At 71.4% G+C, this 24,653-nt stretch carries 30 protein-coding genes and 2 pseudogenes; 14 read left to right on the top strand and 18 right to left on the bottom strand.

Annotated elements, in window-relative coordinates:
• Nucleotides 1–65: 65 nt before the first annotated feature.
• Together msrA and FG385_RS10735 are read left to right on the top strand one after the other, a co-directional pair.
• Nucleotides 66–578, top strand: a complete 513-nt coding sequence (gene msrA / locus FG385_RS10740; RefSeq protein WP_139096514.1) for a peptide-methionine (S)-S-oxide reductase MsrA — start codon at nucleotides 66–68, stop codon at nucleotides 576–578.
• 8 nt (nucleotides 579–586) lie between these two features.
• Nucleotides 587–1,012, top strand: a complete 426-nt coding sequence (locus FG385_RS10735; protein ID WP_139096513.1) for a cupin domain-containing protein — start codon at nucleotides 587–589, stop codon at nucleotides 1,010–1,012.
• A gap of 3 nt (nucleotides 1,013–1,015) precedes the next feature.
• Here the strand turns inward: FG385_RS10735 and FG385_RS10730 are convergent, their stop codons facing one another.
• The 7 genes from FG385_RS10730 to FG385_RS10700 form a co-directional block, all read right to left on the bottom strand.
• Nucleotides 1,016–1,780, bottom strand: coding sequence for a DeoR/GlpR family DNA-binding transcription regulator (locus FG385_RS10730; protein WP_139096512.1), 765 nt, complete (start codon nucleotides 1,778–1,780; stop codon nucleotides 1,016–1,018).
• Nucleotides 1,777–2,787 carry a 4-hydroxythreonine-4-phosphate dehydrogenase PdxA gene (gene pdxA, locus FG385_RS10725; protein WP_139096511.1) on the bottom strand — a complete coding sequence of 337 codons (1,011 nt, stop codon included), beginning with the start codon at nucleotides 2,785–2,787 and terminating at the stop codon, nucleotides 1,777–1,779. The genes FG385_RS10730 and pdxA overlap by 4 nt, the downstream gene beginning before the upstream one ends.
• Nucleotides 2,788–2,807: 20 nt before the next feature.
• On the bottom strand, nucleotides 2,808–3,974 hold the full coding sequence (locus FG385_RS10720) for a four-carbon acid sugar kinase family protein (protein ID WP_160148765.1): 1,167 nt from the start codon (nucleotides 3,972–3,974) through the stop codon (nucleotides 2,808–2,810).
• Entirely contained in the window at nucleotides 3,971–4,948 is a 978-nt protein-coding gene (locus FG385_RS10715; protein ID WP_139096509.1) for a 2-keto-3-deoxygluconate permease, read from the bottom strand. Before FG385_RS10715 ends, FG385_RS10720 begins: the two co-directional genes overlap by 4 nt.
• Before the next feature lie 221 nt (nucleotides 4,949–5,169).
• Nucleotides 5,170–6,213, bottom strand: a complete 1,044-nt coding sequence (locus tag FG385_RS10710) for an LLM class flavin-dependent oxidoreductase (protein WP_139096508.1) — start codon at nucleotides 6,211–6,213, stop codon at nucleotides 5,170–5,172.
• Nucleotides 6,213–6,719 (bottom strand): SRPBCC family protein, encoded by a 507-nt coding sequence (locus FG385_RS10705; protein WP_139096507.1) that lies wholly within the window; start codon nucleotides 6,717–6,719, stop codon nucleotides 6,213–6,215. The genes FG385_RS10710 and FG385_RS10705 overlap by 1 nt, the downstream gene beginning before the upstream one ends.
• Nucleotides 6,720–6,752: 33 nt before the next feature.
• Nucleotides 6,753–7,253 carry a winged helix-turn-helix transcriptional regulator gene (locus FG385_RS10700; protein ID WP_139096506.1) on the bottom strand — a complete coding sequence of 167 codons (501 nt, stop codon included), beginning with the start codon at nucleotides 7,251–7,253 and terminating at the stop codon, nucleotides 6,753–6,755.
• Between the two features lie 35 nt (nucleotides 7,254–7,288).
• Here FG385_RS10700 and FG385_RS10695 point away from each other — a divergent pair, with 35 nt between their 5' ends.
• Nucleotides 7,289–7,504: a hypothetical protein gene (locus FG385_RS10695; protein WP_139096505.1), complete on the top strand. Its 216-nt coding sequence runs from the start codon at nucleotides 7,289–7,291 to the stop codon at nucleotides 7,502–7,504.
• A gap of 1 nt (nucleotide 7,505) precedes the next feature.
• Here FG385_RS10695 and FG385_RS10690 read toward each other — a convergent pair whose 3' ends face one another.
• The 4 genes from FG385_RS10690 to FG385_RS10670 form a co-directional block, all read right to left on the bottom strand.
• Nucleotides 7,506–7,688 (bottom strand): hypothetical protein, encoded by a 183-nt coding sequence (locus FG385_RS10690; RefSeq protein ID WP_139096504.1) that lies wholly within the window; start codon nucleotides 7,686–7,688, stop codon nucleotides 7,506–7,508.
• Nucleotides 7,689–7,824: 136 nt separating this feature from the next.
• On the bottom strand, nucleotides 7,825–8,574 hold the full coding sequence (locus FG385_RS10680) for a hypothetical protein (RefSeq protein ID WP_139096502.1): 750 nt from the start codon (nucleotides 8,572–8,574) through the stop codon (nucleotides 7,825–7,827).
• 47 nt (nucleotides 8,575–8,621) lie between these two features.
• The gene (locus FG385_RS10675) at nucleotides 8,622–9,188 is read right to left on the bottom strand and encodes an RNA polymerase sigma factor (protein WP_200834397.1); all 567 of its coding nucleotides are present in this window, start codon (nucleotides 9,186–9,188) and stop codon (nucleotides 8,622–8,624) included.
• 106 nt (nucleotides 9,189–9,294) lie between these two features.
• The gene (locus tag FG385_RS10670) at nucleotides 9,295–9,612 is read right to left on the bottom strand and encodes a hypothetical protein (protein WP_139096500.1); all 318 of its coding nucleotides are present in this window, start codon (nucleotides 9,610–9,612) and stop codon (nucleotides 9,295–9,297) included.
• A gap of 580 nt (nucleotides 9,613–10,192) precedes the next feature.
• Between FG385_RS10670 and FG385_RS10665 the strand changes: the two genes are divergently transcribed.
• Genes FG385_RS10665 through FG385_RS10655 form a run of 3 tightly spaced genes read left to right on the top strand, consistent with a single transcriptional unit; the run spans nucleotide 10,193 to nucleotide 12,533 of the window.
• The gene (locus FG385_RS10665; RefSeq protein ID WP_139096499.1) at nucleotides 10,193–11,155 is read left to right on the top strand and encodes an ATP-binding cassette domain-containing protein; all 963 of its coding nucleotides are present in this window, start codon (nucleotides 10,193–10,195) and stop codon (nucleotides 11,153–11,155) included.
• Nucleotides 11,152–11,955 (top strand): ABC transporter permease, encoded by an 804-nt coding sequence (locus FG385_RS10660; RefSeq protein ID WP_139096498.1) that lies wholly within the window; start codon nucleotides 11,152–11,154, stop codon nucleotides 11,953–11,955. Before FG385_RS10665 ends, FG385_RS10660 begins: the two co-directional genes overlap by 4 nt.
• A 14-nt stretch (nucleotides 11,956–11,969) precedes the next feature.
• Nucleotides 11,970–12,533, top strand: a complete 564-nt coding sequence (locus FG385_RS10655; RefSeq protein ID WP_139096497.1) for a dihydrofolate reductase family protein — start codon at nucleotides 11,970–11,972, stop codon at nucleotides 12,531–12,533.
• On the opposite strand, the gene FG385_RS10650 is transcribed toward FG385_RS10655, so the two are convergent.
• Entirely contained in the window at nucleotides 12,490–12,879 is a 390-nt protein-coding gene (locus tag FG385_RS10650) for an MFS transporter (RefSeq protein WP_407645483.1), read from the bottom strand. The genes FG385_RS10655 and FG385_RS10650 overlap by 44 nt on opposite strands.
• Between FG385_RS10650 and FG385_RS10645 the strand changes: the two are divergent.
• Nucleotides 12,870–13,202: pseudogene (locus FG385_RS10645) on the top strand (cytochrome P450); the annotation flags it as partial. The gene FG385_RS10650 and the pseudogene FG385_RS10645 sit on opposite strands and share 10 nt — an antisense overlap.
• A 67-nt stretch (nucleotides 13,203–13,269) precedes the next feature.
• On the opposite strand, the gene FG385_RS33855 reads toward FG385_RS10645, so the two are convergent.
• Together FG385_RS33855 and FG385_RS10640 are read right to left on the bottom strand one after the other, a co-directional pair.
• Nucleotides 13,270–13,434 carry a hypothetical protein gene (locus FG385_RS33855; protein WP_160148764.1) on the bottom strand — a complete coding sequence of 55 codons (165 nt, stop codon included), beginning with the start codon at nucleotides 13,432–13,434 and terminating at the stop codon, nucleotides 13,270–13,272.
• 38 nt (nucleotides 13,435–13,472) lie between these two features.
• Entirely contained in the window at nucleotides 13,473–14,690 is a 1,218-nt protein-coding gene (locus FG385_RS10640; RefSeq protein ID WP_139096496.1) for an alpha/beta hydrolase, read from the bottom strand.
• 212 nt (nucleotides 14,691–14,902) lie between these two features.
• Here FG385_RS10640 and FG385_RS10635 point away from each other — a divergent pair, with 212 nt between their 5' ends.
• The 6 genes from FG385_RS10635 (at nucleotide 14,903) to idi (ending at nucleotide 20,322) form a co-directional block, all read left to right on the top strand.
• On the top strand, nucleotides 14,903–16,183 hold the full coding sequence (locus tag FG385_RS10635; RefSeq protein WP_235022503.1) for a MurT ligase domain-containing protein: 1,281 nt from the start codon (nucleotides 14,903–14,905) through the stop codon (nucleotides 16,181–16,183).
• The gene (locus FG385_RS10630) at nucleotides 16,176–16,898 is read left to right on the top strand and encodes a type 1 glutamine amidotransferase (RefSeq protein WP_139096495.1); all 723 of its coding nucleotides are present in this window, start codon (nucleotides 16,176–16,178) and stop codon (nucleotides 16,896–16,898) included. The genes FG385_RS10635 and FG385_RS10630 overlap by 8 nt, the downstream gene beginning before the upstream one ends.
• 20 nt (nucleotides 16,899–16,918) lie before the next feature.
• On the top strand, nucleotides 16,919–18,313 hold the full coding sequence (locus tag FG385_RS10625) for a sensor histidine kinase (RefSeq protein WP_235022502.1): 1,395 nt from the start codon (nucleotides 16,919–16,921) through the stop codon (nucleotides 18,311–18,313).
• Nucleotides 18,313–18,972: a response regulator transcription factor gene (locus FG385_RS10620; RefSeq protein WP_139096494.1), complete on the top strand. Its 660-nt coding sequence runs from the start codon at nucleotides 18,313–18,315 to the stop codon at nucleotides 18,970–18,972. The genes FG385_RS10625 and FG385_RS10620 overlap by 1 nt, the downstream gene beginning before the upstream one ends.
• An 88-nt stretch (nucleotides 18,973–19,060) precedes the next feature.
• Nucleotides 19,061–19,624 (top strand): hypothetical protein, encoded by a 564-nt coding sequence (locus tag FG385_RS10615; protein ID WP_139096493.1) that lies wholly within the window; start codon nucleotides 19,061–19,063, stop codon nucleotides 19,622–19,624.
• A gap of 110 nt (nucleotides 19,625–19,734) precedes the next feature.
• Nucleotides 19,735–20,322, top strand: coding sequence for an isopentenyl-diphosphate Delta-isomerase (gene idi / locus FG385_RS10610; protein ID WP_139096492.1), 588 nt, complete (start codon nucleotides 19,735–19,737; stop codon nucleotides 20,320–20,322).
• A 34-nt stretch (nucleotides 20,323–20,356) separates the two neighbouring features.
• On the opposite strand, the pseudogene FG385_RS34780 reads toward idi, so the two are convergent.
• From FG385_RS34780 to FG385_RS10590, 4 genes and pseudogenes are all read right to left on the bottom strand, one after another.
• Nucleotides 20,357–20,527 (bottom strand): annotated as a pseudogene (locus tag FG385_RS34780) (short-chain dehydrogenase); the annotation flags it as partial.
• A gap of 93 nt (nucleotides 20,528–20,620) precedes the next feature.
• Nucleotides 20,621–21,160, bottom strand: a complete 540-nt coding sequence (locus tag FG385_RS10600) for a DinB family protein (RefSeq protein WP_139096491.1) — start codon at nucleotides 21,158–21,160, stop codon at nucleotides 20,621–20,623.
• The gene (locus tag FG385_RS10595; protein WP_139096490.1) at nucleotides 21,108–21,770 is read right to left on the bottom strand and encodes a LacI family DNA-binding transcriptional regulator; all 663 of its coding nucleotides are present in this window, start codon (nucleotides 21,768–21,770) and stop codon (nucleotides 21,108–21,110) included. Before FG385_RS10595 ends, FG385_RS10600 begins: the two co-directional genes overlap by 53 nt.
• Nucleotides 21,771–21,894: 124 nt before the next feature.
• Nucleotides 21,895–23,502 (bottom strand): ABC transporter substrate-binding protein, encoded by a 1,608-nt coding sequence (locus FG385_RS10590; protein WP_235022501.1) that lies wholly within the window; start codon nucleotides 23,500–23,502, stop codon nucleotides 21,895–21,897.
• A 295-nt stretch (nucleotides 23,503–23,797) separates the two neighbouring features.
• Between FG385_RS10590 and FG385_RS10585 the strand changes: the two genes are divergently transcribed.
• Nucleotides 23,798–24,625: an IclR family transcriptional regulator gene (locus FG385_RS10585; RefSeq protein ID WP_139096489.1), complete on the top strand. Its 828-nt coding sequence runs from the start codon at nucleotides 23,798–23,800 to the stop codon at nucleotides 24,623–24,625.
• Nucleotides 24,626–24,653 lie beyond the last annotated feature (28 nt).

The following is a 24,653-nucleotide window of genomic DNA, read 5'->3' as shown; positions in this document are numbered from 1 at the left end:
CGGTCCCGGTCGCGTTCGCCCCGGTAAACTGGCCGAGGCGAACCCGCGAGAAGGAGTTGACGGCTATGACAGCGCCCACCGAGAAGGCCATCCTCGCCGGCGGATGCTTCTGGGGCATGCAGGACCTGATCCGCAAGATCGACGGTGTCGTCGCCACCCGCGTCGGTTACACCGGCGGTGACGTGCCGAACGCGACCTACTACAACCACGGCACCCACGCCGAGGCGATCGAGATCGTCTACGACCCGGCGAAGCTCGGCTACCGGCAGCTGCTGGAGTTCTTCTTCCAGATCCACGACCCGACGACGAAGAACCGTCAGGGCAACGACATCGGCCTGAGCTACCGGTCCGCGATCTTCTACACCGGCGACGAGCAGAAGCGCGTCGCCGAGGACACGATCGCCGACGTGGACGCGTCCGGGCTGTGGCCGGGCAAGGTCGTCACCGAGGTCGCCCCCGCCGGGCCGTTCTGGGAGGCCGAGCCGGAGCACCAGGACTACCTCGAGCACTACCCGAACGGCTACACCTGCCACTTCGTCCGTCCCGGCTGGAAGCTCCCGGCCCGCTCGGCCGGCTGATCAGTGCCATGACCGACGACTGGCACCGGCCGCTCCGGCACATCAAAGGCGGCGAGCTGTCCGGGGACACCACGCAGACGAGCGGGATGCGGCGGCTCGAAGCGATCTCGGGCAAGACCGCCGGCTCGTCGAAGGTGTGGATGGGCGAGACGCACGTCGGCCCGGCCACCAACTCCGGCGACCACCATCACGGCGAGGCGGAGACGGCGATCTACGTCAAGTCCGGGCATCCGGTCTTCGTGTTCGCCGACGGCGACGAGGAGATCCGGCTCGAGACCGGCCCGGGCGACTACGTGTTCGTGCCGCCGTACGTGCCGCACCGGGAGGAGAACCCGGGCGACGAGGACGCCGTGGTGATCATCGCCCGCAGCAGCCAGGAGGGCATCGTGGTCAACCTCCCGAGCCTGTGGACCCCGGTGCCCGAAGGGGACTGAACCTCAGCCCGGTTCCGCGACGATCACCGTGACGCCGGGCAGCGCCTGGAACGGGGCGAGCTGCCCGGCCGCCGCCGACGAGTCCGTGATCAGCGTCCACGCGGGCGGCAGCGGCGTCCACCAGTGGGAGCCGGCCCGGCCGAGCTTGCTCGCGTCGGCCAGCACGAAGACCTCGCCCGCCTGCTCGATGAGCCGGCGCTTGGCCGACGCCTGCTCGGCGCTCGCCTCGCACACCCCGCGGTCCGCCGTCACCCCGTCCCCGCTGAGGAACACCGCGTCCGCGGTCAGCCGGGTCAGCGCCAGCTCGGTGAGCGGACCGACCGTGCTCTGGCTGATATGCCGGACCACCCCGCCGAGCGCGATCAGCTCGACCCCCTGCGCGTCGGCAAGCGCGTTGAGCGTGGTCAGCCCCGTCGAGGCCACGCTGATCCCGCTCCACCCCGACAGCCGCGCGGCGAGCGCGCCCACCGTCGTGCCCGCGTCGAAGAAGAGGAACTGCCCCGGCTTCACGTGCTTTTCCGCCTCGCGGGCGATCGCGGCCTTCTCGATCCCGGCCATCGTCTCGCGCTCGTGCAGCGGCTGCTCGTCGGTGCCGGGTGCGAGCGCGCCGCCGTAGGTGCGCACGATCTCGCCGGATTCCGTGAGCACGGCGAGATCGCGGCGGATGGTCGACGCGGTCACGTCGAAGCGCACGGCGAGCTCGTCGACCCCGGCCGGCCTGGTTCGCAGCAGATCGCGGATCGCCGCCCGCCGTGCGCTCGCGTTCACGAAGCCTGCTCCTCCTTCACCTCCGGCGCCAGCTCGACCGCCTGCCGCAGTGCCTCCAGCATGCTGGCCTCGTCGGCCTTCCCGCTGCCGGCGATGTCGAACGCCGTGCCGTGGTCCACGCTGGTGCGGATCACCGGCAGTCCGATCGTAATGTTCACCCCGGCATCCAGCCCGAGCACCTTCACCGGCCCGTGGCCCTGGTCGTGATACATCGCGACGACGAGGTCGAAATCCCCGCGCACGGCACGGAAGAACACGGTGTCGGCGGGCAGCGGGCCGTCGACGTCGATGCCCTCGGCACGGCATTCCGCGATCGCCGGGGCGATCTTCTCCTCCTCCTCGCCGTGACCGAACAGGCCGTTCTCCCCCGCGTGCGGGTTGATCCCGCACACCGCGATGTGGGGCCGCGCGATCCCGGAGCGGCGCAGGGTCTCCTCACCGCGGCGGATGGTGCGCGCGACCAGGCCCGGTTCGATCTTCACGACCGCGTCCACCAGCCCGATATGCGTGGTCACGTGCACGACGCGCAGCTTCGGCGCGGACAGCATCATCGACACCTCGGGCGTGCCGGTGAGCGCGGCGAGCAGTTCGGTGTGGCCCGGGAACGCGTGTCCGGCGGCGTGCAGCGCCTCCTTGTTCAGCGGCGCGGTGCAGATCGCCTGCACCCGGCCGGACACCGCGAGTTCGGTCGCCGCCTCGATGAACCGGTAGGCCCCTTCGCCCGCGACCGGCGACAGCGTGCCGAAGGGCAGGTCCTCGGGAATGACGCGCAGGTCGAGGCAGTCGATGACGCCCGGCGTGTAGGCGCCGTCCTCCGGTGCCGCGACCGCCCGGACCTCGAGTGCGGCCTTGGTGATCCCGATGGCCTTGCGCAGCCGCGCGACATCGCCGACGACCAGCGGACGGCAGGAGCCGTACAGCTCCTCATGCGCCAGCGCCTTGACCACGACCTCGGGTCCGACGCCCGCGGCGTCCCCCATGGTGATGGCGACGATGGGTCGTGCCATGGAAAGGTCCCTCCTCCTGTTCAATGCGTGGCCGTGGGATGAACGGCCCGCTCGTGCAAGCTGCGCCGCGCGTGCTCGAGGGTGCCCGGCCCGCCGAACGCGCCTGCCTTGGTGATCAGCGGCAGTCCGCCGAGCGCGGGCACGCTCGCGCGGACCACCCCGGGTTCGACCTCGCCGAGCACGTCGAATCCGGTGACCCCGGCGGCGAGCAGGACTGCCCGCGCGGTCTCGCCACCGGTGAGGATCAGTCCGCACAGCCGCTCCCGGTTCGCGCTCAGGCAACGGGCGGCGACCGCGGCCAGTGCGTCCGCGACGTCCGCGGCGCGGGCGCGCTCGACCGGTGCGCCCGGATCGGGGACGAGCAGCGTGTCCCCGTCGGTCGCGGCCAGCATCGCGGCGGCCCGGTTCCGCTCGGCGAGCCCGAACGGCGCCGCGAGCGGGACGGCGGTGACCTCGCCGGAAGCCATGAGCGCCGCGCGCTGCTCGGCGGCGAGCGCCGAGTAGCTGCCTAGCACGGTGAGCACCGCTCCATCCGGCGCCGGCGGGAACGGCCGCGGGCCGGCACCGCGCGCCCGCGCGGCCACCCGGGTCAGCCCGGCGGATCCGACGAGCAGCACCTGGGGGCCAAGCGTGGCCGCGGCGGCGTTCAGGATCTGCAGATCCGCGTCGGTCTCGGCGTCCGCGCAGACGACCGCGACCCCGGCCGCCCGGTGCGCTCCGACCACTTCGGACGGTCCTTTGCGGACGGTTTCGAGCGGGATCAGCGCGGTGGGCAAACCAGTTCCGGCGAACAGTTCACGCAGATCGCCTCGCGGCGCGCCGCCGACCCGGAGGACGCCACCGGTCACGGTGCGTCCCGTGCCGGGGAAGGCCGGGGCGAGCAGCGCGGTCGCCGACAGCTCGTGCAGCGCGGCACCGATCTCGGCCGCGATGTTGCCGCGCAGGGTCGAATCGATCTTCTTGTACAGCGGGAAACCCGCGGCGGCGGCCGCGCGCACCGCGGCGGTCACCGCCTTGGCCGCGAACGCCGCGCCGCGGTGCCTGCTGTCGGTGTCGACCGCGACGACTTCGGCGCCCGGCAGCGCGGCCGAGGCGTCGAGTGCGACCTCGGCGAACGGGCCGAAGGCGGCCGCGGCGTCGGCGGCCCCGGTGAGATCGTCGGCGACGATGACGAGGCGGCCGGTCACGACTGCTCCTGCTCGATCATCTGCCCTTCCCTGGCCCTGGCGGCGAACCATGCGGTGGCGAACGGGACCAGCAGCGAGGTCACCACCACCGAAGCCGCCACCAGAATCGTCGCCTGCGCCGCCGCGGCGTGATAGGCGGGGTTGGCCGCGGCCACGATCGCCGGTACCGCCGCGGCGTTGCCCGCGGTGGAGGCGGCCGCGATACCCGCGACCCCGTTGCCGCCGGTGAACTTGTCCGCGAGCAGCAGCACGACGCCGGTCACGAGGAACACGAACAGCCCGAGCCCGATGCCGAGCAGGCCCGCGCGCCACACCGATTTCAGGTTGATGCTCGAGCCGAGCGCGAAGGCGAAGAACGGGATGAGGACCGGCACCGCGCGGCCGAGCCAGGCCCGCATGTCGGGGTCGAGGTTGCCCAGCAGCATGCCGGCCAGCAGCGGCAGGACCGCGCCGAGGAGGGTCTGCCACGGGAACGCGGACAGGCCGGCGGCACCGAGGGTGAGCATGGTGAGGAACGGGCCGGACTCGATGGTCATGATCGAGTAGGCGGCGACGTCCTTGCCCTTGCCGAACTGGCCCATGAGCGCCATGTACAGCCCGCCGTTGGTGTCGTTCATCGCGGCGACCACGGCGAGCGTGGACAGCCCCGCGAACGCGCCCGAACCGATCGGCAGTTCGCCCAGCAGCCGGCCGAGGATGATCCCGACGATCACGGAGACCGCGACCTTGGCGGCGAACAGCGCGCCGCCCTTCTTCAGGATGTACGGCGTCGCCCTGACCTCGATGCCGGCGCCCATGCAGACGTAGAACACGGCGAGAATGGTCAGCGAGCCGGAGAACAGGGCTCCGGTGAACGAGCCGAAGAACTTCCCGGTGCCCGGGGCGACGGTGTAGAGCACCGCCCCGGCCAGCAGCGGGACGATCATCATCCCGCCCGGGATCGCTTCGAGTCGGCGCTTGATGGGAACGGCCACGACGCTCCTCCTTGAACGTGTCAAGCCCGGGGACGACCGGGCTGCGCTATATGCGCAACACTATGTCAAATTGCGCACTTCGCGCAACGACGAAACCCCAACTCGCGCGCGCCGAAAGCCGGACTCGCGACACACCCGCGAGTCCGGCTTTCAAGACGCGCGAGTCGGAATTCGCTGCGGGTGAGTTCGGCGTTCGGGGGTGCGCGGTTCGCGCAGGAGGGTTACGCCTGCCGCACGAGGTCGATCGCGCGGGACAAAGTGGACAGCCGCTGATCCAGGGTCTCCCCCGCCGGGTACAGCCGGACCGTGTCCACCCCGGCGTCGCGCCATACGCGCAGCCGGTCGCGCACCATCGCCTCGGTGCCGATCAGGGTGGTGCCCAGCACCATCTCGTCGGTGACCAGACCCGCCGCGCCGTCCCGGTCACCCGCCTGCCACCGCGCGCGGATCTCGCCGGCGACCTCGGCCCATCCCTGCCTGCCGTAGGCCTGGTTGTAGTAGTTGGCCGACGACGAACCCATCCCGCCGAGACTGAACGCGAGTTCCTTCTTCCGCCCGGCCACCATGACACGCAAGGCATCCTCGTCCCGGGCGAACGCCACCTCGGCGCCCTGGCAGACATCCAGGTCGGACCGCGACCGCCCGGCGCGGGCGAGTCCTTCGCCGAGATGGGCGAAGTACGCTCCCGGCGCGCCTTCGGGCACGAAACTCGTGCCCAGCCACCCGTCGGCGATCTCCCCGGTCAGCCGTAGCATCGCGGGCGAGAGGGTGGCCAGGTAGACGGGGATCTCGTGGTGCGCGCGCATCGACAGCCGCATCGGCACCGCGTCACCCGGCAACGGGATCTGGAACCGCGAACCGGAGTAGGAGATCTTGCCGCCTTCGAACACCCGGCGGGCGATCTCGACCGTCTCGCGCAGGCGCGCGAGCGGCCGCGCGAACGGCACCCCGTGCAGGCCCTCGATCACCTGCGGCCCGGACACGCCGAGTCCCAGCAGGAACCGCCCGCCAGACAGGTTCGACAGGGTGATGGCCGCCTGCGCGATGGCGACCGGGGTGCGGGTGCCGGCCTGGATGACGCCCGAGCCGAGCAGCATCCGCTCGGTCCGGGCCGCGTAGAACCCGAGCGCCGACGGGGCGTCGGAACCCCAGGCCTCAGCCACCCAGCAGACGTCGAGCCCCAGCTTTTCGGCCTCCACCACGAAATCGGCGGTTTCGCGCCAGTTGTCGCCACCGGAAGCCTCGACGGTGGTGGCCGTGCGCATCAGGCCTCCGCGAGCTCTTTGAGCTGCCGCAGCGTCGCCGTCATATTCCGTTCGAGCTCGCGCAGCCGCACGAAGACGATCTTCTGTTCCTTGTCCGGCATCCGGTCGATCGCCATCGACAGCCCCGAACGCCCCGGCCCGACCTGCATCCACTCCGACAGCAGCGTGCCCTCACCGGCGGGTTCGAGCCGGAACCGCCAGCGCGAGCTGGGATGGCCCGGATCCTCCACTGCCCAGCCGAACACCCGCCCCGGTTCGTACTCGACGACGTGCGAGGTGGTCGACCATTCGCCGAACGCTTCGTGCCGGCTGTGGCCGGCGAACTTCGCGCCGAGCGCGGGACCGGTGGCGCCGTCGAGCCATTCGACCGACCGCAACTCGCCGCTCATCCGCGGCATCAGTCCGATGTCGGCCACCAGGGCCCAGACCCGGTCCGGTGCCGCGCCGACCCAGGTCGACACCTCGACCGTGGGCCGGTCGGCGTACCGCGCCCCCGTCCACTCCATGACGGACAGAGTTTCTCAACAGGACTCAGCTTGTCAAGCCGGGGAGAACCGTCGCCGCACCTCGGCATTCCCCTTGAGCCGCTCCGGGAAGCCGGGCCCCGTGCCGGCCGTGGTGTCCTCGGCCGTGAGCGGGGCTCCGCAGTGCGCGCACACGACCTCGGCGTGGGTTTCGTGCCCGCACGCGCGGTGCCGGAACACGACCGGCACGCCCTCCTCGCCCGCGAGCCAGCGGTCGCCCCAGCGCGACATCGCGGCGAGCACGCCGAAGAAGTCCTTGCCCTTCTCGGTCAGCACGTAGTCGTACCGGACCGGCTCGCTCTGGTACGGCCGCTTCTCCAGCAGCCCTTCACCGACCAGGCGGCGAAGCCGCTCCGCGAGCGTGTTGCGGGCGATGCCCAGCGTCTGCTGGAACGCGTCGAACCGCTGGACGCCGTAGAACGCCTCGCGCAGCACGAGCGGGGTCCACCAGTCGCCGAGCAGGTCCATCGTGCGCGCGATGGAACACGGCCAGTTCGCGAACGAAGTCCGTTTCATGAGGCAAGGGTAGGCGGCGGTGGCAGACTGGTCCCATGACCGACGACCCGCAGATCCAGGGCGACTACACCGGAGACGGGGTGCCGACCTTCGACTACGTCCGCGACCGGATCGAGCACCGCGCCGCCGTCGCCGAGGGCATGACCGAACTGTCCGGTGACACGACCGAGGTCGACGAACGGATCGCCGAACGCGATCGCGTCGCCAAGGAGAAACTGGCCGAGATCCGGCGTTCGCTGCGCGGCGAATGACTCACGGGCGCGCCTGTGCCTTGACCTCACCGAGCACGCGCGTGACCGGCCGCAGCTCCACGATTTCCCTGCGGCAGTAAGGACAATCCTCGGCATGGCGCCCGAATTCCTCGCTTTCGGCCGGGCGTAGCACGCCGAGCAGGTAGCTCGCGGCCGCAACCGTGTGCGGGCAAGAGTTCAGCATCGCGCCTCTCCTGCGATCGGCCAGTTTGAAGGGGGACGAGCGGCGGGCCTGGGGGGCGGTACCCGCCGCTCGTCCACAGGCGGCGGCTCCCGTGGAAGAAGTGGGCGTGGGAGCCGTCGCCGCTGGGGGGCGGCGGTCAGTGGCTGGGACGCGTCTCCGGCGGGCCGGACGGATGCGTGGCCGGCGCGCCGGTCGGATGTGTCTCGGTAGGACGCTTGTCGGCCGCCGAAGGCGCCGCCGGGTGGGTGGTCTCGGGCTTCCCGTGGTCGCTCAGCAGGCCGGTGCAGTACTGCGCCACCTTGTCCCTGCCGCCCGCGGTGGTGATCAGGACCGAGAACGCGGGATTGTCGAGCGCCTTGCCGTGGTCCGAGCCCGCGCCGGCGGTGTAGGCCTGGCACAGTCCGATGAGCGACGGCGAAGGCGTGGCGTCGCTGCCGCCGGCGCCGGTCTGCTTGTCCTGTCCCGCAACGGACTGATCGTTCTGCGGGGTGGGCGCCACGTCGGGGGCGTGGCTGGTGGCTGCCGGCGCGGGAGTGCTGCCGCCCGAATGGGGGGCCAGGGTGCCGGTCGTGGCGGCGAGCGCGACGCCGCCTGCCGCCACGGCGCCCGCGGCGACGGCCGCGACCTTCACCGTGAGCAGTTTCGCCAGCGTGGTCTTGATCATCGAGGTTCTCCGGGGCTGAAGGACGGGGACCGGATGAGCGGCGCGGAACGCCGCGAGAGCGGCCTGCTCGCCGGCGAGCTCGCCCTCGGTCGCGGGGGCGGCGGCCGCCGAGAGCAGTTCGCTCAGGGCATCCCGTTCCGTCTCGCGCATACGGTCCGGTTCACCGCGAAGCAGCTGCTCAGCGGTGCGCCGGTCGATGCGACGGGATCGGTTCGCGCTCATCTCATGTCCTTCAGCGTCGCGGCCGTCGAAAGTGTCACTCCCGCCGTTCACCGGGCCTCCCCGAGGTACTCGGCGAGCTTCCGCAGCCCCCGGTGGGCCGCGGTGCGGACGGCACCGGGACGTTTGCCGAGCACCTTCGCGGCACCCGCCGCGTCGAGCCCGACGACCACTCGCAGCAGCACGGCTTCGGCCTGGTCGCGCGGCAGCTTCGCGATCAGCGCGAGCGCGGCGTCGGTGCCGAGCGAGTCCACAGCGGACCCCGCGGTGTCCGCGCGGCCCGGAAGTTCCATGAGCTCTTCGTCGGTGAAGGCGGCCAGCGGGCGGCGGCGCAGGCGGCGGAGATGATCCAGCGCCCGGTTGCGGGCGATCGTCGTTGCCCAGCCACGGAACCCGTCGAAATCGCCCTTGAACGACGACAGTCCTTTCGCGATCTGCAGCCACGCCTCGGAAGCGACGTCCTCGGCGTCCTCACCGGTCAGAACGCGCAGATACCGCACCATACCCGGCTGGATCGCGCGGTAGAGCCGGCGGAACGCGTCCTCGTCGCCGCCCTGCGCGGCCTTCAACGCTATGAGCAGATCGGGTTCACCGGCGGTTTCCGCCTGTCTTTTCAAGGGAATCTCAGCACCATCACCGAACGCAGCCACACTGTGCACCGCGACATCCTGAGCCATGCGCCGCGCGAGCGGAACCCCGGATCTTCCCTTTGGGGCGAAAGGATCAGCCGGCGGGCGAGATCGCGGCCGCCTCGTCGGGGAGCGCGAGCAGCTTGTCGAGCACCTGATCGGCCGCGCCGTGACAGTGCCAGAGGGTGCGGGTCGGGGTGAGCGGATCCTGCTCGTCGGCGGGCACGCGGAGGGCGGTGGCGTCGTTCTCGGCGTCGAGGCGCAGAATGTCGATGACGGTGCCATGGGGGCGGACTCCGACGACCGCGACGACCGCGCCGTCCGAGTCACGGGGATGGATGAAGCGGTAACCGCGGCCGATGAGGTCCATCAGCCGGGTTTCGACCGTGTCTGTGTCGTGCGTGGAGCCCATGGTCGAATCGCCGTCCTTCGTACCCGCGAGGGAGCCTGGGATGCACGTGCATCTTGCAGCCAGCAAACTACCACCGCCGGCTGCACGGGTAAATGCACGCGCCACGTGCACGTGCATTTCCGGTAGAAAACCTGGATCCGTTTTCCTCGAAGGAGCGACGGAGGCCCGGCGCGACTCCGGCCGTTGTTCACCGAGGGTGAGAAGACGGCCGGATATGGCCCGGGTTCGAAGCTGTGGGTGAGGACTCTGCTCCGATCGGGTGGTTGCCTGAATCCTCTCACCCTCGCGTCGGCCCCGCGGAGAACACCGTTCTGCTTCCACTCCGGTGATCCTCTGGCGACGCGGAGGTGAACGGAGAAGAGGTCGCATTTCGGGCCGAGGCCCGGATGGCGGTCGCGGTGCGGATCCTCACCACCGCCGCGCCCGTCGGCGGACCGATCTCGTCCCGCCCGGCCGGGCCGGGAAGCCGCGGGCGCCCGGATCGAGTGGCCGGTCGAGCCAGGGAAAAACCCTGACGTTTTTGTCGGTGCCTGCCCTTATGTTGGTCCTCGACAAGGAGGACAAAGGGGGGAACATCGCAATGTCGCCACCGGAAATCGCGGTCCGGGCGCGCGCGCTGGTCAAGACGTACGGTCAGACACGCGCACTGGACGGGGTGGACCTGGAGATCCCAACCGGGCATGTGCTAGGCCTGCTCGGCCCGAACGGCGCCGGCAAGACCACCGCCGTGCGCATCCTCACCACGCTGCTGCGCCCTGATTCGGGCGAGGCGTGGGTCGCGGGGCACGACGTGGTCACCGAGCGCGACGCCGTGCGCCGGGAAATCGGCCTGTCCGGCCAGTACGCGGCGGTCGACGAGAACCTCACGGGCTACGAGAACCTGTACATGGTGGGCCGGCTCTACGGGCGGAAGCGGGCCGCCGCTCGCGAGCGGGCGCGCGCGCTGCTCGCCCGGTTCCAGCTGCAGGAAGCCGCCGACAGGCCGGCGAAGGGGTACTCCGGCGGGATGCGGCGGCGGCTCGACCTGGCGGGCGCCCTCGTCGGCGAGCCGGCCGTGGTGATCCTCGACGAGCCGACCACGGGGCTGGATCCGGCGGGCCGCATCGACACGTGGGAGGTCATCAAGGAACTCGTCGCGGACGGCACCACGGTGCTGCTCACGACCCAGTACCTCGAGGAGGCCGATCAGCTCGCGGACACCATCGTGGTGATCGACAAGGGCCGGGTGATCGCGCGCGGCACCGCCGACGAGCTGAAGGCCCAGACCGGCGGCGAACGGCTCGAGCTGGTGCTCGCCTCCGCCGGAGACCTGCCGGCGACGCTGCGCGTGCTGCGCGAGGTCGGCTCCGGCGAACCCACCGCGGACGAGCACACCAGGCGCGCCGAGATCCTCGTCGACACCGGGCCGAAGGCGCTCATCGAGGCCCTGCGCAGGCTCGACGCGGAGCACATCGTCGTGCAGGACGTCGGGCTGCACAGGCCCACGCTGGACGACGTGTTCCTTTCGCTGACCGGCCACGGCGCGAGCGAGGAGGAGAAGTGAACGCGATCGCGAAAGGCCTGTCCGACGGCGGCGTCATCACCTGGCGCAACCTCATGAACGTGCGGCGCAACCCGGACTGGCTGATGGCCGCGACGCTGCAGCCGATCATGTTCGTGCTGCTGTTCGCCTACGTCTTCGGCAACGCCATCGGCGGGGACGCGGGCGGCGCGGCGTACCGGGAGTTCCTGATCGCCGGGATCTTCGCGCAGACGGTCGCGTTCAACTCGGCCTTCACGGTGATCGGGTTCGCGAACGATCTGCAGAAGGGCATCATCGACCGGTTCCGCTCGCTGCCGATGTCGCGGCTCGCGGTGGTGCTCGGCCGCACCACCTCGGACCTCGTGGTGAGCGTGGTCGCGCTGATCGTGATGTCGCTGTGCGGGCTCATCGTCGGCTGGCGCATCCGCGGCAGCTTCGCCGACGCGGTGCTGGGCTACCTGGTGATGCTGATGTTCGCGTGGGCGCTGTCCTGGGTCGGCGCGCTCATCGGGCTCACCGCCCGCAGTGTCGAGGTGGCCCAGAGCGCCGGGCTCATCTGGATGTTCCCGCTCAGCTTCGTCTCCTCGGCCTTCGTGCCGCTCGACAAGCTGCCGGGGGCGCTGCGCGCGATCGCCGAATGGAACCCGTTCACCGCCGTGATCAACGCGACCCGCGAACTGTTCGGCAACCGGTTCGGCGCGCCGCAGGCCGGCTGGCCCGCCGAGCACGCCGCGCTCTACTCGGTGCTGTGCTGCGTGGCGATCATCGCGATCTTCGCCCCGCTGGCGACGGCGCGGTACCGGCGGGTGGCCAGCAAGTAGCGAAAGGACTTCCCATGCGCAGCGTGACCTATTCGATGAATATGTCGCTCGACGGCTACATCGTCGGGCCGGACGGCAGCTTCGACTGGACGGCGCCCCCGGAGGAGCTGTTTCGCTTCGCCATCGACGAGATCCGGGAGGTCGGCGTGCACCTGCTGGGGCGGCGGCTGTACGAGACGATGCTGTACTGGGAGACCGCCGACCAGGATCCCTCGCTCGACGAGCCGATGCTCGAGTGGGCCGCGCTCTGGAACCCGCTCCCCAAGGTGGTCTTCTCCACCACGCTGCCGGCGGTGCAGGGCCACGCGCGCCTGGCCTCCGGCAGCCTGGCGGAGGAGATCGAGCGGTTGCGAGCCGAACCGGGAGACGGCGGCATCGCGATCGGCGGCGCCACGCTCGCCGCCCAGGCGGCCGACCTGGGCCTGATCGACGAGTACCGGGCCAGGGTGCACCCGGTCCTCGTCGGCGGTGGCATCCCGTTCTTTCCCCAGCACGAGCGCCGGGTGGATCTCGAACTCGTCGAGACCCGCACCTTCAGCTCGGGAGTCGTCTACCTCCGCCACCGCGTGAGGCGCTAGCGGTCGGCGCGGGCCGCCGCTGGTCGTCCGGCGGCGGTACCTTCCCCGGCAGGAAGGCGGCGATGCCCAGCGCGACGAGCGCCGCGGCGGCGCCGATGCCCAGCACGATCCGGAAACCGCTCTGCGCGGGCAGTTCCACCGCGCCGAAGGTGGTCGTGAGCTGGGCCAGGATCACGCCCGCGATCGCGCTCGCCATCGAGGTGCCGATCGAGCGCATCAGGGTGTTCAGGCTGTTCGCCGCCGCGGTCTCGGACACCGGCACGGCGCCCATGATCAGCGCCGGCAACGCCCCGTAGGCGAACCCGATGCCCGCGCCGATCACCGCCGAGACCGCCACGAGCTGCACTCGAGGACATCGAAATCGGCGGGCGGACCATCCGGGCCGGGGACGGCGTCATCCTGGCCAACGACATCGGGAACCGCGACGCCACCGTCTTCCCCGACCCCGGCCGCCTCGACCTCCGCCGGAACACGTGGGGGCATGTGGCCTTCGGCTTCGGCGTGCACCAGTGCCTCGGCCAGCCGCTGGCCCGCCTGGAACTGCAGGTCGTCTACGGCGCGCTCTACCGGCGCATCCCCACCCTGCGCCTGGCGACGGAACTGGAGAAGATCCCGTTCAAACACGACGGTTCCGTCTACGGCGTGTACGAGCTGCCCGTCACCTGGTGACCCGTGCGTGCCACGGGACGGTGCCGGTGAGCGGCTTCAGCCGTCTGCAGCGCGCGAACGGGTCACCTCAGCCTTCGCCGGCGACGAACAGGAACACGAAGGCGATCACGCCGAGCAGGAACCACCACGCGTCGGCGTTCACCGCCGCGGCGAGAATTCCCGCCGCCAGCGCGGCGAGTCCGAGCACGCGGGACAGGTTCAGCTCCGCGCGGCGTTTGGCTGGGCCGTCCATCTTCCCAGTGTGGCCCTATCGGGAGCCACTTGGCACGCTTACGGCGTCGCGTCCTCGCCGCGGAGGCTGCCCGGGGTCCCGACGTCCGGCAGCGGCCACACGCCGGCTGCCGTGACCTGGCCGGCCGGCAGACGCCCGGCCGGCACCGGATTGCCCAGCTGAGTGTCGAGCCAGTCGAGCACGGCGGGCAGCTCCTCGCGCACCGCGGCGAGGTTGTGCCCCGCGGGCGCCAGCGTCCACGTGGTCAGCTCGACCGGCGGCGCGGCGGCCGCGCGCAGCCGTTCGAGCGCGGCCCGCTCGTCCCCCGCGGAGCCGTCCGCGGTGACCAGTAACCGCACCGCGGACGGATGTTCACGCAGCGTGGCGCTTACATCGTTGGCATGCTGGATATCCCTGCGCCCATGGAACAGGTCCCCGGTCTCGACGTCGCGGGGCGTGGCGTCGTAGCCGCTCATGCTGACCGCCGCGGCGAACCACTGCGGATGCCGGACGGTCAGGTTCAGCGCGCAGTAGCCGCCCGACGACCAGCCGGCGATCGCCCAGCCTTCCCGGTCGGTCCGGACCCGCAACGTCCGGTACGCCCACGACCGCAGATCCGCGGACAGGAACGTGTCGTTGGCCGGCCCGCCCACGGCGTCGACGCATTCGCTGTCGTGGGTCAGCCTCGGCTCCCCGTTGGGGTCGGCGATGATCACCACCGTCGGCGGCAGCCGGTGGCTCGCGATCGCCTTGTCCAGCAGGTCCGGGAGCCCGTACAGCGTCGCGACCTGGCGGGGCTCGCCCGGGAAATGCGGGATCCACTCGATCGCCGGGAACCGGAACCCCGCGTACCCGGGCGAGGTGTAGCCCGCCGGCAGGTACACGTCGACATCGCGGGTCAGGTGGGTCCGTGCCCCGGTGACGGTCAGGTGCAGCAGCGAACCCTGCCCGTTCGCCGACCGCTGGGCGGCCGTGGCGAGCGTCCGGCCCAGATCGCGGCCGTCCGGGCCGGCGTCGGCGACCGTGCCCTCCTCGGGGTTGGGCGAAGTGCCGAGCAGCGAGCCGAGGGTCGGGTAGAAGCTGCCGGCGGCGTTCACCGCGAGCCCGCAGGCCGCGACGACGGCGACGACCGCCAGGACCGTGGTCGCCATCCGCCCTGGCACCTTCCGGCGCCAGCGGTCCCACGCCCACGGCACCGCCGCGACGCAGAGGAGGGCGAGCACGGCGCCGGCGACGACGGCGGGCAGGGTGTCGATCCGGATGGTGGAGGCGTGCACGGCCGACAATCTAGCGATCTTTCCTTGCGCGCCAGGCGCTCCATGGCGTTCAGCGTCCACTCAGGAACCGGTGACTACCCTCCGGACGGGGAGCGTTCCGACCGGTTCGCGTGGACCATCCTTTTCGTTCCGTGCTTCTCAGGGTCCTCACAGCATCCGTGACGAAGAGTGACGGCGAACCGCCCCTGGACCGACCCGAAGGAGCCCAGAACGTGACCCCGAGTTCGCCGGCCGGCCTCGGTGAACCGGTGCTCGTATCGCCCCTGGTACGCGCGCTCCCCCGCCGCACGCGGCTGGCGATCGCCGGTGCCCGGCTCGCCGGCGCCACCTCGCGCCGTTGCGGCCTCGGCGGCGGCGGGGTGATCGGCGGCCGGGTCGCGCTCAAGCTGGATCCCCGCGCGCTGGAGCGGCTCGGCCGCGGCCGCACCGTGGTCCTGGTGACCGGCACGAACGGCAAGACCACGACCGCCCTGATGCTGAGCCGGATCCTGACCTCGCTCGGACCGGTCGCGGCCAACGCCGACGGCGCGAACATGCCCGACGGGGTGCTCGCGGCCCTGGTCGCCGCACCGGAAGCGCCGCTGGCCGTGCTCGAGGTCGACGAGAACTACGTGTCCGAGGTGGCCACGCAACTGCGGCCCGCCTGTCTCGTCCTGCTCAACCTCAGCCGCGACCAGCTCGACCGCGTCGGCGAGGTCCGCGCCACCGAACGCGAGTTGCGGGCCGTCGTGTCCCGCCTCCCCGGTACGACCGTGGTCGCCAACTGCGACGACCCGCTGGTCGCGTCCGCGGCGCTGGCCTGCGCCGATCCGGTCTGGGTCGGCGCCGGGCAGGGCTGGCACGGGGACGCCCTCGCCTGCGCCCGGTGCGGGCAGGCGATGACGCACGAGGGCGTGGACTGGCGGTGCACGTGCGGGCTCGCCCGCCCCTATCCGCGGTGGACCCTCGAAGGCGACCGCCTCGGCCTGCCCGGAAGCGGGTCAGTCCCGCTCGGTCTGGGCCTGCCGGGCCGGGCGAACGCCGCCAACGCCGCGATGGCCGTGGCCGCGGCCGTCCGGCTCGGCGTCCCGGAGGAGACCGCGATCGAGCGGGTGCGCTCGATCGACGCGGTGGCCGGCCGCTACCGCCGCGCCCGCGTGGCCGGGCACTCGGTGCGGCTCCTGCTCGCGAAGAACCCCGCAGGCTGGCGGGAGACCCTGCGGCTGCTGGAGCCGTATACGCCGGTCGTCATCGCCGTGAACAGCCGCGAGGCCGACGGCCGCGACATGTCGTGGCTGTGGGACGTCCCGTTCGAGCTGCTGGCCGGCCGGCCCGTGGTGGCCGCGGGCGAGCGGGCGACGGACCTCGCCGTCCGCCTGACCTATGCCGAGGTCCAGCACACCGTCGCGCGTGACCCGCTCGCCGCGGTCGGCTCGCTCGCCGGGGAATCGGTCGAACTCGTCGCGAACTACACGGCCTTCCGCGGCCTGAAGCAGCGATTCGGCGATGGGTGACTCCGCCGTCCGGATCGGGCTGGTACTGCCCGACGTGCTGGGCACCTACAGCGACTCCGGCAACGCCACCGTGCTGTGCCGGCGGCTGGTGTGGCGCGAAATCCCCGCCGCCGTCACGGAGATCCACTACGGCGAGCCGGTCCCTTCGTCGCTCGACCTGTACCTGCTCGGCGGCGGTGAGGACGAAGCCCAGTCGCTGGCCGCCGACCATCTGCGGAGTCACCCGGGGATCCAGCGGGCCGCCGCGCGCGGCGCCGTCGTGTTCGGGGTATGCGCCGGGCTGCAGCTGCTGAGCACCGGTTTCCTCACCTCCGGCGGTGTCCGGCACGAAGGGCTTGGCCTGCTCGACGCCGAGACGTCACCGGGAAAGCGCCGGGCCGTCGGCGAAGTACTCGTCCAAGCCGCTTCCGGGCTCGGCGTGGAGCCGCTCACCGGGTTCGAAAACCACCTGGGCCTGACCGCGCTCGGCGAGGGCAGCCGTCCGCTCGGCCGGGTGCTCGCGGGCACCGGCAACGGCGACGGCACCGACGGGGCCGTCACCGGGCGGGTGCTGGCGACCTACCTGCACGGCCCGGTGCTCGCCCGCAACCCCGCCCTGGCCGACCTGCTGCTGGGCTGGGTGCTCGGCGCCCCGCCGGCCGCCCTGCCGCTCGACGAGGTGAGCACGCTGCGCGCCGAACGCCTGCGCGCGGTCAAGGGCGGGCACCGGGCGTGATTCGCGCCTACGCTTCGCCGGTGCCAACTTCCGTTCCCCGGCCGGGCCTGCGTACCCGCACGACCATCGTCGCCGTCGTGGCGATGGCGGCCTCGCTCCTGCTGGCCGGGATCGTGGTGGTGCTGTTGCTGGGCTGGTCGCTGGACAAGGCCACCACCGAGAACGCCCGCAGCGCGGGACGCCAGGTGATCAAGGAGATCGCCAAGGAGGGCGCGCGCGACCTCACCGCGAGCGACGTGGCCAGCACCGGTGACAGCGCTTCGGTGATCCAGATCCTCGGGCCGGCCGGCGGCCCGATCGCGAGCGACCCCGCGATCGCCGGGCGCCCGCCGCTCACCACGGCACGCCCGGCGCCCGGACACGAAACGGTCGAGACGATCGCGATGCCGGTCAACGGCACCGACGACGACTACCGGCTCGTCTCGACCGGGGTCGCCGGACCGGGCGGCCCGTACACGGTGATCTCGGCCCGTTCGCTCGCGCCGGTGAGCGAAGCCTCGGAACGGCTCACGCTGCTGCTGGCTCTCGCGGCGATCCCGCTGCTCGCGATCGCCGCGCTCGCGGTATACCGGGCGGTCGGCTCGGCGCTGCTGCCGGTCGAGCGGATGCGGCGCACGGTAGCCGAGATCTCCACCCGCGACCTCGGCCACCGGGTCGGCCTGCCGCCGGGGCACGACGAGCTGCACAACCTCGCCACGACACTGAATTCGATGCTCGACCGGCTCGCCTCGGCCCAGGGCGCGCAGCGGCGCTTCGTCGCGGACGCGAGCCACGAGCTGCGCTCGCCGCTGAACACCATCACCACCGCCCTTGAGGTGTCCGAGCACCATCCGGGCGCGATGAGCACGGCCGAACTGCTCGGCGTCGTGTCCCGGGAAACCGCGCGCCTGCGCGAACTGGTCGACGACCTGCTGCTGCTCGCCCGCACCGACGACACGAGCGACAACCCGCCGCATGCCGAAGTCGACCTCGACGATCTGGCCCGCAGCGAGGCCGAGCGCGCCCGCGCCACGCAACTCCAGGTCGAGATCGACACGTGGCCGGCGAAGGTGAGCGGGAATCCCGCGCAGCTGCGCCGCGCGATCCGCAACCTCGTCGACAACGCGCGCGAGCACGCGAAAGAGCGCGTCCTGGTGCGGACCGGCACGGCGGGCGGGATCGCGTTCGTCGAGGTCGCCGACGACGGCCCGGGCGTACCCGCGGCGGACCGGGAGCGGATCTTCGAACGGTTCGTGCGCCGTGACGACGCCCGCCACCACGGGCCGGGCACCGGCGGCTCGGCGGGGCTCGGGCTCGCCATCGTCGCCGGGATCGCCGCGCGCCACGGCGGGACGGCCGAATGCGCCGGCGCGGGCGATCCCGGCTATCCGGGGGCACACTTCCGTATCCGGCTTCCGTTGAAGGACACCACGTAATGCGCATCCTGGTCATCGAGGACGAGCAGGCCTTCGCCGAGACTCTGCGCAAGGGGCTGACCGCCGAAGGCTTCACCGTCGAGGTCGCTCACACCGGGCCCGACGGGCTCTGGCTCGCCGGCGAGCACACCTACGACGTCATCGTGCTCGACATCATGCTGCCCGGCCTGTCCGGCTACGCGGTGCTGAAAAGCCTGCGGCAGCGGGAGAACTGGACGCCGGTGCTGATGCTGACGGCCAAGGACGGCGAGTACGACGAGGCGGACGCGTTCGACCTCGGCGCCGACGACTACCTCACGAAGCCGTTCTCCTATGTGGTGCTCGTGGCCCGCCTGCGGGCGCTGCTGCGCCGCGGCGCACCCGAACGGCCCGCCGTGCTCACCCTCGGCGAGCTGAGCCTCGACCCGGCCGCCCGCACCGTCCACAGAGGACAGGAAGAGATCGAGCTGACCGCGCGCGAATTCGGCCTGCTCGAGTTCCTGCTGCGGCGCCGCGGCGAGGCGCTGAGCAAGCACGAGATCCTCACGCACGTCTGGGACGCGCACTACGACGGGGACGAGAACATCGTCGAGGTCTACGTCGGCTACCTGCGGCGGAAGATCGGGCCCGGGTTCATCCAGACACTACGCGGAGTCGGCTACCGGCTGTCGACCGAGTGAATGTGCCCTGTATGGCCGTTTCGTCATGCCATGCGAAGCCCTACCGTCGAAGGTGGACCCGCGTGGGGCGGCGCGGAAGGAGGGGGACATGCGCGACGTGATCCGTTGCGCCGTTTCGGTGACGGCCGCGGTAGCCGTGCTCGGCGCGTGTGCGGCGCCGCCGGGCGAACCGGCCGCCGTTCCCCCGCCCACATCGGCGATCGGCGCCATTCCGGCGAACCAGCCCTATGTCACGGTGCAGACGGCGGACGGGGCCGCTTCCGTCGACGTACCAGAGGGCTGGCTGCGCACGGCGGGCGGCAGCTCGCTGCTGTTCACCTCGGGTTTCGACAGCGTCGCCGTGGACACCTCGGCGACGACGCGGGCCCCTTCGGTCGATTCGGTGACCGCGGAGGTGGTGCCGGTGCTGCGCACCACCAACGACCGCTTCGTGCTCGGTTCGGTGACCGCGGCCGGCACCGGGGCGGGACCCGCGATCCGCGTGACCTACCAGGCGCAGGCCACCTCGGCCCCGTCACCGGTCCTGCTCGGCGTCGAGCGGTACGAATTCTGGCGAGCCGGCCACCAGGTGACGCTGACCCTGTCGAGCCCGCTCGGCGCGGACAACGAGGCCGCGTGGCGCCGGATCGTCGAATCGCTGCGCTGGCGCTGACACCCTCGGCGGCATGGCGGTGGTGACCTCCGGGTGCGGCTGACGTTCGCGGTCGGCACCGACCGGCCGCATCGGCTCGCCGGGCGGTGATCTGCCCTAGGATCAGGACCATGGAACAGGTGGTGCTGCTCAGCGAATCCGGTGAAGCGAACGGTGTCCAGGACAAGGCGGAGGTCCATCACGCGGAGACGCCGCTGCACCTGGCGTTTTCGTGCTACCTGTTCGGCCCGGACGGGCGGCTGCTGCTGACCACCCGCGCCCGTACGAAGAAGACCTTTCCCGGGCTGCTGACCAACAGCTGCTGCGGCCATCCGGCGCCGGGTGAGGACATCGTGGCGAGCGTCGAGCGCCGGATCGGGCAGGAGCTCGGTGCCGAGATCAGCGACATCACGCTCGTGCTGCCGCGGTTCCGCTACCGCGCGGTGATGGCGGACGGGATCGTCGAGAACGAGATGTGCCCGGTCTTCCGCGCTCGCACCGGAACCGACCCGGCACCCGATCCGTCCGAAGTGGACAGTTGCGAATGGGTGGACTGGATCACCTTCGCCGAGGACGTGCTCGCCGGGCGGCGCGCGGTTTCCCCGTGGTGCGCCGAGCAGGTGGCCGAACTGGTCCCGCTCGGCCCGGATCCGCTCGCCTGGCCCGCCGGCGAGGAGGCACTGCTCCCGCCCGCGGCTCGGCGCAGGCCCGCCGCGTAGCGGGGCCGCGTCGTCCACACTGGACGGTGACCGCTCAGTGCTGAGCCCAGCCGTCCGGCTGGGAGCCGTCGATGTCGCGGAATCCGTACTCCCGGGCGAGCTGGGCAGAAGTGACCGAGTGCTGGTTCCATCTCGCCCGCTTCGGGTCCGCGGCGAGCGCCGCGACGGCGCGACCGACGTACCGGGGTGATTCGGAGGAGGCGAATCCTTCCGGTGCCGCGGGTACCCGTCAGCCTGTGCTGCGCGTCGCGATCCGGCGCCCATTCCATCGAGTGAGTGTGACACGCCGGCCGTTCCGTTATTCGCCGGTCAGGCCGTCGATGGACTCGCGGATGAGGTCGGCGTGGCCGTTGTGGCGCGCGTACTCCTCGATCATGTGGCACAGGATCCAGCGCAGGCTCACCGCGCGCCCGTCCGGCCACGTCCGCCGCGACACGCGCGCCGGCCCGCCATCGGCCAGCGCTTCGGCCGTGAGGGTACGGGAGCGCTCGGTCGCGTCCCACCAGAGCGCCCGCAACTGCGCCGGGCTGTCTTCGGCCGCGGAATGCCAGTCCCAGTCGAAATCGGCCTGCCAGTCCACCGCGTCCCACGGCGGCCGCCGGTCGTTTCCGTGCAGCCAATGGGAAAACCAGTGATCCTCGACCAGCGCCAGGTGCTTGACCATCCCGCCGAGCGTCATCGACGAGGCGCCGACCGTCGCCGCGAACCCGGCGGCGTCCAGGCCCGAGCACTTCCACTCGAACGTCGCGCGCTGGAAGTCCAGGAACCCCAGCAGCGTGTCGACCTCACCCGCCGCCGCCGGAGGTTCGGGGCGCCCCTGCTCGTCGATGCCGGTCATGAGCGGGGAGTGTAAGCGTGCGCTGCCGCACGACCAACTTCGGCACGAGCGCGATATGGGCGCTCGCGTCGCGGTCGCCCTTGCCGGCGGCGGTCAGCAACCGGACGGCTTCGGCCGCGATCCGGTCGGTCGGCTGGTCCACTGTGGTCAGTGCGGGATCGCTCAACCGCGCGAACTCGATATTGTCGAATCCGGTCACCTGCACGTCCTCCGGGACGCGCAGGCCACGCGCGCGGCAGCCGCGGGTGACCCCGAGCGCGATCAGATCGTCCGCGCACACGATGGCGTCCGGCAGGGCGCGCGCCCCGACCAGCCGCGCCACCGCCTCCTCCCCCCATTCGACGCTGTAGTCACCAAGCTGCACCGATTCCGGCCCGGCCGTCATCCCGAGTTCCCCGGCGCGCCGCCGGAATCCGGCCAGCCGCTGCTCGGTCGAGGAGTTCGTCAGCAGCGATCCGGCGAACGCGACCGACCGTGCCCCGGTCTCGTGCAGGTGATCGAGCACCAGCCGCATCGCCGCGATGTCGTCCACGCCGACCCAGTCCGTGCTCGTGCCGCCGACGAACCGGTCCAGCTGCACCAGGGGCAGCCGCCGCGCCGTGTCCAGCACCGCGGACGCGCATGCTCGACGCGGAAGTCACCTTCCACAACTCGATCTACCCCTAACCCCGAGATCTACGTTCGAGACGACGAGTTCGGCGTCCCGAACGTAGATCTCAGCGGGTGGGGTGGGGTTACTTCGCTTTCCAGACCTCGTCCCACAGGACACCGGCGTTGACGACGAGCGGCGGGATCTTCGTGGTCAGGCCGGGGCCGTACACGCCCTTCACCGCGAGGTTCGACGCTGCGAAGGCGAGCCCGAACGGTGCGTAGGCCTTGTCGCTGATGTACTTGCCGGCCTCCTGATACAACGCGTCGCGCTTGCTCATGTCGATCGTGGCCGAAGCCTGGTTCAGCAGATCGTCCACATGCGGATCGGAGATCCCGCTGAACGGCGAGGTCGAGGCGAACCGGAACGCCACGCCGACCCCGGCCGCCGGATCCCACGCGCCCGCGGTCTGCAGCATCGACTGCCACTTGCCCGAGTTGAACTGCTGCACGAGCGAGGACAGCTGGTAGGTCTCGATGTTCACGTTGATGCCGGCGGCCTTCCACTGCGTCTGCAACGCCGTCACCACCTGCTGCGCCACATACGCGCCCAGCGTGCCGAGCGTGATGTTGAGCCCGCCCAGCTGCTGCACGATCTGCTTGGCCTTCTCCAGGTCATAGGTCCGGTAGCCGGGCACCTTCTGGTGGTAGAACAGCCCGCCCGGAGCGGTGAAGCTCTCACTGACCGGATACTTGCCCTTGAACAGACCACGCGAGATCGCGTCGAAGTCCGTGGCGTAGTAGATCGCCTCGCGGGCCAGCTGGTTGTCGAACGGGGCGGTCTTGGTGTTCAGCTGGATGACATACGGGGAGGTCGGTGGCTGGGAAGTCACCGTGAGCTGGCTGTTCGAGGTCGCCTGATCGAGCAGCGGAACCGTGCTCAGCCCCTCGTACGCCTGCGCCTGCCCGGCTTGCAGCGCCTGGTACGCCGGCTGGTCGCCACCGATCGACTTGAACGTCAGCTTGTCCAGATACGGCAGGCCCTGCTTGAAGTAGTTCGGATTGCGTTGCAGCACCAGCTCCGAGCTCAACCGGTCCGACACGACCGTGAACGGGCCCGCGCCCACCGGATTGATCTTGAACTGGTCCGGCCCCATCTTCTGCAGCGCGGTCGGCGAGACGATCCAGTTGACGTTCGAGATCGGGAACGCGTTGATCGCGGTCGCGTTGGGGCGGGCGAACTTCAGCACCACCGTGCGCGGCCCCTCGGTCGAGATGCCGTCCTTCGCCAGCTGCCACTGCGGCGCGCAGGTGCAGGTCGCGGTCACGTCGCGGCGGAAGTTGAACGCGACGGCCTCGGCGTCCATCGGCGTGCCGTCGGAGAACTTGATGCCGTCGCGGAGGGTGATCTTGACCGTGCTGCCGCCGTCGAGCACCTGGTAGCTCTCGGCCTGGTTGGGCTCGACCTTGGCGTTGCTGCCGTCGTCGTTGGCGGTGACCCGGAACAGGCCGCCGTAAATCGCGTACATCTGCGAAATGTTCGCGCCGCCCGTGGTGTTGGTGGCCGGGTCGAGACCGGAGGGCCAGCCGCCGGCGAACGCGCCGTCCTCAAGCACCGTGATCTCACCGCCGCGCTGCGGCGGCCCGGCCGGCGTGGCGCCGTTGCCGCCCGAACCACCGGTGCCGCCGCCGCACGCGGCAAGCCCCAGCATCGTGGCGAACAGGAGCGCTAACCATCGAATCTTCGTTCTCACCTGCGTCCTCCCACAGTCGAATCCGGCCAGGTGACACAGCTCACTTGGGTGCCGCTCAGCCTGAACAGCGGACCCTGCCCCGGCAACACGGGATTTCGCGAGGCGGAAGACGATCCGGCGTCCTGCCCGGACAGGAGAACGCGCCTACAACATCCGTCGCGGGAGCCGTGAGCGCTTCCGGCAAGTGTCTTGTGCGTGCGTTCTGGCCTGGGAAGAATCGGACGAGCACCTGTCCTGTCCGGAGATCGATCCACTTCGGACGGTGCGGACAGCGGAGTCTTGCGGAGGTGTGTACATGTCCGTTCCCACGGCGCCCGTGGGGGTTTCCCCGGCGCGGCCGACCGCCGCGATGCGTGTACTGGCGGTGCTCAGCGCGTTCGGGCCCCGGCACCGTACCCTCTCGCTGAGCGAGATCGCCCGGCGCGCCGGGCTGACCCTGCCGACCGCGCACCGGCTCATCCGGGAACTGGTCGACTGGGGCGGTCTCGAGCGGGATGCCGACGGGCGCTATTCGGTGGGTCTGCGCCTGCTCGAACTGGCCGCGCTCGCCCCGCGCGGGCTGCAGCTACGCGAAGCGGCGTTCCCGTACCTGGACAATCTCCACGAGGCCACGCGCGGCAACGTGCATCTGGGCGTCCGGGACGGTCTCGAGGTGGTCTACGTCGAGACGCTGCGGGCCCGCAAGGCGGTGAGCAGCCGCGTGGGCGACCGCTGGCCGATGCACGCCACCGGCACCGGTCTCGTGCTGCTCGCGCACGCGGACCGTGACCTGCAGGCGGAGGTGCTGGCCTCACCCCTGGAGCGGTTCACGCCGCTGACCGTGACCGACCCGGCGGAGCTGCGACGCCACCTGGCCCGGATCCGGCAGACGGGCGTCGCGGTGGCGCGCGGCCAGATCACGGTCGACGACATGGTCGTGGCGGTGCCGGTCACCGGCGCCGACGGCAACGTGACCGCGGCGATCAGCGTCGTCGTGGAGACCGTCCGGGCGCGCCCGCGCGCGCTGGCGCGGATCCTGATGGAGACCGCACGCTCGCTGTCGCGGACGTTGGCCGGGCGCGGGTTGCCGGCCGGGGACGCGTGGTTCACCACGCCGCGGGCCCGGCCCCGCACGGCGGGCTGAAACCGTCGCCGGACCGGGCAGGGGATGG

Source organism: Amycolatopsis alkalitolerans (genome assembly GCF_006152065.1).
GTDB lineage: Bacteria > Actinomycetota > Actinomycetes > Mycobacteriales > Pseudonocardiaceae > Amycolatopsis_E > Amycolatopsis_E alkalitolerans.
This window is presented reverse-complemented; position numbering and strand designations above follow the sequence as displayed.